The organism is Clostridium tyrobutyricum (assembly GCF_019144085.1).
Lineage (GTDB): Bacteria > Bacillota > Clostridia > Clostridiales > Clostridiaceae > Clostridium_B > Clostridium_B tyrobutyricum_A.
Genome location: NZ_JAHHUY010000058.1, coordinates 1 through 6,248, shown reverse-complemented (window position 1 = coordinate 6,248; position 6,248 = coordinate 1). Strand labels below are relative to the sequence as shown.

Genomic DNA, 6,248 nt, shown 5'->3' with positions numbered 1-6,248 from the left:
CCATTTATTTACCTCCCAATAAAGTTTTATTTATTTATTTTTAAAGGATTTATCTCTTTTTTGGAAATCTTAACCCATCTATAATTATAGCTTTATTACATAATTTTACAACTATTAGTATAGTATTAGCTAAAGTATTAAATGATACTTTAGCTTGTTCAAATATGGTTAGATAATAATTCAGTGCTATTATACAAAGTGAAAAACGCTCTGCATGAATATCAAGAAGAAACAAGTTCCTGATTTAAGTAAAGTTACGGCGAAAATATCTCTATAAGCTTGTTTATGAGTTAATCCTGCAATTCCCAAAAGTGTAATTACAGCTCCATTATGAGGTAAAGTATCCATGCCACCTGAGGCCATTGATGCAACTCTATGAAGCAGTTCGGGGCTTATTCCTGTACTAGCCGCCCATTCTGCATACTTTTTTCCAAACATATCAAGTACAATACTCATACCGCCTGAAGCCGATCCTGTAACTCCGGATAAAACATTTACACTAACCGCTTCTGATAAAAGAGGACTACCATGAGGATTTATATTTATAAGTGCATTAGCTATTGATTTAAAGCCTGGAAGTGTTTTTATAACGTTTCCAAATCCAACTTCAGATGCTGTATTCATGACCGCTAATAGAGAACCAATGGCTCCTGCATTTATTGTTCTCGCCAAATTGCCTTTCATACTTTTTGGATTAATACAAAATGCAATTATAGTTCCAAACACTAATGCAATTATAAGTGCCCAGTTGTTCATGGAACCTACCACTCCATCTTTAGGCATATTATAAGGTTTTTGAGTTACCCATGAAATTATATCCCAGTTAGGGAAAATCACTTTTTGTAAAATTAAAGTTATAGCCAACACAGCAACAAGAGGTATAATTGACATCCACATATTAGGTATATTTTTATCATCAGCCGTTTCAGGCTCGTTAATATGGCCTGTACCATATCCTTCACCTGATGCTTGAGCACAACGTTTACGCCACTCTAAATAAAATATTCCTCCAATTAACATTATTACAGATCCCAAGGTTCCAAAAACAGGTGCTGCATATAAGTCAGTGTTGAAAAATTTCATAGGTATTGTATTTTGAATCTGAGGTGTACCGGGAAGTGAATCCATAGTAAATGAAAATGCACCTAGAGCAATAGTAGCTGGAACAAGTCTTTTTGGAATATCTGCTTCTTTAAAAATAGATGCTGCAAATGGATATACTGCAAATGCTACTACAAAAAGACTTACTCCTCCATAAGTTAAAATAGCAGCTGATAAAACTACAGAAAATATTGCTTTATCTTTTCCAAGCTTCTCTACAATGGTTTTAGCAATTGACTTTGCAGCTCCCGATTCTTCCATAGCTTTACCAAATACAGCTCCCAACAAGAAAAACGGAAAATATATCTTTACGTAGTTGCCTAGATTAGGTAAAAACACTTCTGTATAAGTCGGTAGAAGAGACATTCCTGAAAATAATGCTGCAAGAAGAGCAAAAATAGGGGCAAAGAAAATAACAGAAAAACCTTTATAGGCCATGAATATTAACAATCCCAAACTCGCTATAATTCCTATAACTGCCATTTAGAAAACCTCCATACAATTTATTTTATACATTGCTTAATTCTCCTGGAAATTCTTTTGATGATTGTCCAATTTTTATTCCTATTAGTTCTTCTTTAAATATTCTTTCATCCATTATTTTTAAATTTTTAGATATTTTAGGTCTAAAATCCATATGATCCAATATGTCCTTTTTCATATCTATTCCTGGAGCTATTTCCTCTAAAACAAGACCTTGTTTTGTCAATCTAAATACGGCTCTTTCAGTTATATAAAGTACTGTCTGTCCAATACTCTGAGCATATTGACCACTGAAAGATATCTGTTCAACAGTATTTATAAATTTATTGAACCTTCCGTCTTTTTCTATATTAAGTTTTCCGTTTTCCACTTTGACTTTTAAACCACCTGCTGTAAATGTTCCACAGTACACAACTTTTTTGGAATTTTGACTTATATTGATAAATCCTCCACACCCTGCAATTTTAGGTCCGAATTTGCTTACATTTATATTACCATCTTTGTCACATTGAGCAAGTCCTAAAAATGCTACATCAAGACCTCCTCCATCATAAAAGTCAAATTGACTTGCTTGATCAAGTATGCTCTGTGGATTAGTTGAAGCTCCAAAGCTCAGTCCACCTGAAGGTACTCCTCCTATACCGCCTGATTCTATAGTCAATGTCATTTCATCTGCAATACCTTCTTCATTGGCAACTGTCGCTATTCCTTCTGGTATTCCAATACCAAGATTAGTTACAGAATTTGAAACAAGCTCCATAGCTGCTCTTCTGGCTATAATCTTCCTTTCATTAAGAGGCATAGGAACTAATGAATTTACTAAAAATTTTGCCTCTCCAGAATATGATGGATTATAGTTTTCACTAAAAGTCTGCATATGATTTTTAGGTTGTGATACAACTATAGCATCTACATATATTCCAGGTATCTTTACTTTTTTAGGATCTAAAGATCCTTTTGATACTACTTGTTCAACTTGTACGATAACTATACCTCCTGAGTTCTTTGCAGCTTGAGCCATAGCTGTTGCATCTAATATTGCCGCTTCTTTTTCCATAGTAGCATTTCCAAATTCATCAGCATAAGTAGCTCTTAAAATTACAACATCCAATGGTATAGTTTTATAAAATAAATATTCTTTTCCTCCTATATTTATAAGTTCTACTATGTTTTCTTTAGTAATTGTATTTAACTTTCCACCTTCAAGTCTAGGATCTATAAAAGTCTTTAATCCAACATGGGTTATGCTTCCCGGCCTTTTAGCAGCAATATCTCTATACAATTGTGATATTATTCCCTGGGGCAGATTATATGCTTCTATTTTATTGTCAAGAGCTAATTTCTGAAGTTTAGGACTTAATGCCCAATGTCCACCTATTACTTTACTGACTAATCCTTCATGTCCAAAATGATTCAGTCCTCTATCAGCACTGTCACCTTGTCCCGCAGCATAAATCAATGTTAGATTTTTAGGAGTACGATTTTCAATATAATTTTCTTCAATTTCAGATGTAATATCCTCTGGATGTGCACATCCAACAAAGCCACCTACTGCAACAGTATCTCCATCTTTTATTAATTTAACTGCCTTGTCCTTAGACATTAATTTTGACTTCATATTGAATCCCCCTTCATATGATAATAAAATATATTGCACTATTATATATAGCAAATATTATGCCAAAATGAAGAAGACTCCAATTCAAGCTTTAAAAAACTTTAATTCAATTAATATGTCTATTATATATTCATAAATATTTATATTTTTCTCTTATTGTCTTAAGTTAACTAGATTTATAGACAGTGTATAGATTATTTACATGTCAATATTTTTAACTAGCCTATACTAATGTCTTAAATTATATTCTTCTATCTTTTTATATAAACCAGCCCTGCTTATTCCAAGTATATTTGCAGTCTTATTTTTATTCCAATGATTTTTATTGAGACATTCCAAAATAACATGTTTTTCAACTTCTGAAACTATATCCTTTAAATAATTAGTTTCATTAATATAATTTCTATAATTTTTTGATTTACAATCTGCCAATCTCTCTGGAAGGTGATAAGTTTTTATTATTAGGTCTGAATCCAACATATCTACAGCTCTTTCAATAATATTTTCCAACTCCCTTACATTGCCTGGCCAATCATATGATACAAGGCAACTCATGGTCTCCTTTGATATACCCTCAACATATATCCCCAATTTAGTAGCTATTTTAATTTTCAAACTATTTGCAAGCAGTGGAATATCTTCTTTCCTTTCTCTTAATGGAGGAATAACTATTCTCATTACATTAAGCCTATAGTAAAGATCTTCCCTGAATTTTCCTTTTTTTATACTGTCCTCAAGATTCTTATTTGTAGCTGCAATTATTCTTACATTAATTTCCTTTATTATATTTCCACCTACCCTTTCAATTTCCCTATCCTGTATAACTTTTAACAACTTTGCCTGCATATACATTGGCATATCGCCTATTTCATCTAAAAATATAGTGCCTCCATTGGCCAATTCAAATTTTCCATTTTTGCCTCCCTTTTTAGCTCCAGTAAAAGAACCTTCTTCATATCCAAATAGCTCTGATTCAAACAGCTCAGAAGGAATAGCTGCACAATTTATTTCCACAAATGGTCCCAAATATCTACCACTTGCATTGTGAATTCCATGGGCAAATAACTCCTTGCCAGTACCGCTTTCACCTGTTATAAGTACATTAGAATCAGTTCTGGCAACCTTTAAAGCCATTGATTTTACTTTCTGTATCTTAGGCGAATTGCCTATAATATTTTTAATAGAATATCTTGCCTTTCTTTCCTTGCCAAGTTCATTCTTATATACTTCAATTTCTCTTTCTAAATTATTTAATTTTTTACTTAAAGTATAGAAATCTCCAATGTCCTTGAATATGACTTTTCCTACAGCTCCTATAATCTTATTTTCTTCCTTGATTGGTACACGTACTGCAATCATCTTGTTTCCTCTTATTTCCTGAATATCTCCTATTTTTACATTTCCGCTCTTTATTACTTCATGTAATTTTGTATTTTCTATTACATCCCGTACATCTTTTCCCTCTGGGTCACTGCACCCTAAAAATTCCTTATAGGCTTTGCTCATCATCGTTATAATACCGTTTTCATCAACTAGAACTACACACTCGTTAAGCGTATTCATTATAGTGTTTAAAATATCTATATATATTTCATTATCTAATAGCTTTTCCTGCATCTTCTTATTATCTGTTATGTCTTTAAAAATTGCCAGTGCTCCTTTAACTTGTCCTTTAATAATTATAGGAATTCTACTTGTTATAAATTCTCTGTTGTACGCAAAAAAATTCTTGTTTAATTCATCCTTACCTGTTTTTAAAATTCTATTTAATTTTGTTTCAGGCACCGCATCTTCTATATATTTTCCTATATTCTCTTTTGAGTTAATTGAAAGTATCTCTTCGGCTCTGTTATTTGCTATGATTAGTTTTCCACTTTCGTCTATACCTATTATAGCTTCGTTTATATTTTGTACTACCAATTCAAAACATTTTTCCAAAAACATAGATGAACAACACTCCTTATTTCATTCTATAAATAAGCTACCTAATTATATTATATTAATACTATATTTTTTTATCAAAGAAAAAAAGTTGAGAACTATAATATCTCAACTTTTTTAAATTCATCAATCTTTTTTCCATCTCTTTAAATTTGGAAGAACATTTTCCATAAGTGATATTGCTTCATTTTATGTCATACCCTTTTCTACCATAAAAGGTACACAAGCTTTAATCATCTTTTCCATAGTTATATCGGGCTGTTTAAATTCTCCCTTTTCATAGCAATATATACAGTATTCATGATTTTTTGCCTTGCTCAATTCAGTACCATAAAGTTCTTCGCTTAATAGCATCCCACAACTTTGGCAATACTTCTGTTCCATAATATATCCTCCTCTATATGTTTATAAATCCACTATATGGAAAACATTTGACATCATTATGTCATGTTTGAATTTATTTATATATATCACTTATTTTTTTTGACTTTTCCCCTATAATTTTCCTTATGTGTTCTGGTTCAAGTACCTCCACATATTCACCATAACTCAATATCACAGAATAAATCCAGTTGTCTTCCACAATTTCCGTATTTACTACAACACTGCCATCTTTAAGAAATGTTGTCTCCTCTTCATCAAAGTAATCCTGTATCCTGTATCCTATATCTTGATTTCTTGGAAAATTTAAGTGAAATTTTTACAGGAACTACTTTTTTGAATTATAAGTTTTTATATATTCTTCATATGAAATTCTGTGTTTGCAAACATCTTTGTTTAAAATCTTGAGTTCATCCATTCGGGTCAATTTAAATGTTCTATAGTCCTTTCTCAACATACAAAATGAAAAAACATACCATGAAAACCCTTTAAAAACAATGGTTATTGGTTCCACATTTCTTAAAATATACTCTCCTTTTGAATTCCTGTAGTTAAAACTTACGCATTTATTTTCCTTCACTGCTTCATATACCATTTTATATTTAACATTTTCCTTTTCAGATTTTTTAAAACCCCAGGGCAATGTATCTACAAATACCTGTTTGAAGTATAAGTCAACTTCACTTTTTTTATTATATGGTACTTCAATTCGTAATTTGAATAT

At 31.5% G+C, this 6,248-nt stretch carries 4 protein-coding genes and 1 pseudogene; all 5 read right to left on the bottom strand.

Features of this window, described 5'->3' with window-relative positions:
• Positions 1–189: 189 nt before the first annotated feature.
• Positions 190–1,584: a GntP family permease gene (locus KM800_RS14790; RefSeq protein WP_217813775.1), complete on the bottom strand. Its 1,395-nt coding sequence runs from the start codon at positions 1,582–1,584 to the stop codon at positions 190–192.
• Positions 1,585–1,609: 25 nt separating this feature from the next.
• A complete protein-coding gene (locus KM800_RS14785; RefSeq protein WP_217813774.1) occupies positions 1,610–3,202 on the bottom strand; it encodes an acyl CoA:acetate/3-ketoacid CoA transferase in 1,593 nt (530 codons plus the stop codon).
• Positions 3,203–3,430: 228 nt separating this feature from the next.
• The gene (locus tag KM800_RS14780; RefSeq protein WP_217813773.1) at positions 3,431–5,146 is read right to left on the bottom strand and encodes a sigma 54-interacting transcriptional regulator; all 1,716 of its coding nucleotides are present in this window, start codon (positions 5,144–5,146) and stop codon (positions 3,431–3,433) included.
• Between the two features lie 186 nt (positions 5,147–5,332).
• Positions 5,333–5,527 (bottom strand): zinc ribbon domain-containing protein, encoded by a 195-nt coding sequence (locus KM800_RS14775; protein ID WP_217813772.1) that lies wholly within the window; start codon positions 5,525–5,527, stop codon positions 5,333–5,335.
• 73 nt (positions 5,528–5,600) lie between these two features.
• Positions 5,601–6,119, bottom strand: a pseudogene (locus KM800_RS14770) (helix-turn-helix transcriptional regulator).
• Between the last annotated feature and the right edge of the window lie 129 nt (positions 6,120–6,248).

What these genes read in the sequence shown, in the direction of transcription:
- KM800_RS14790 (WP_217813775.1), bottom strand. Translation starts at nt 1,584, where the DNA reads ATGGCAGTTATAGGAATTATAGCGAGTTTGGGATTGTTAATATTCATG.
- KM800_RS14785 (WP_217813774.1), bottom strand. Translation starts at nt 3,202, where the DNA reads ATGAAGTCAAAATTAATGTCTAAGGACAAGGCAGTTAAATTAATAAAA.
- KM800_RS14780 (WP_217813773.1), bottom strand. Translation starts at nt 5,146, where the DNA reads ATGTTTTTGGAAAAATGTTTTGAATTGGTAGTACAAAATATAAACGAA.
- KM800_RS14775 (WP_217813772.1), bottom strand. Translation starts at nt 5,527, where the DNA reads ATGGAACAGAAGTATTGCCAAAGTTGTGGGATGCTATTAAGCGAAGAA.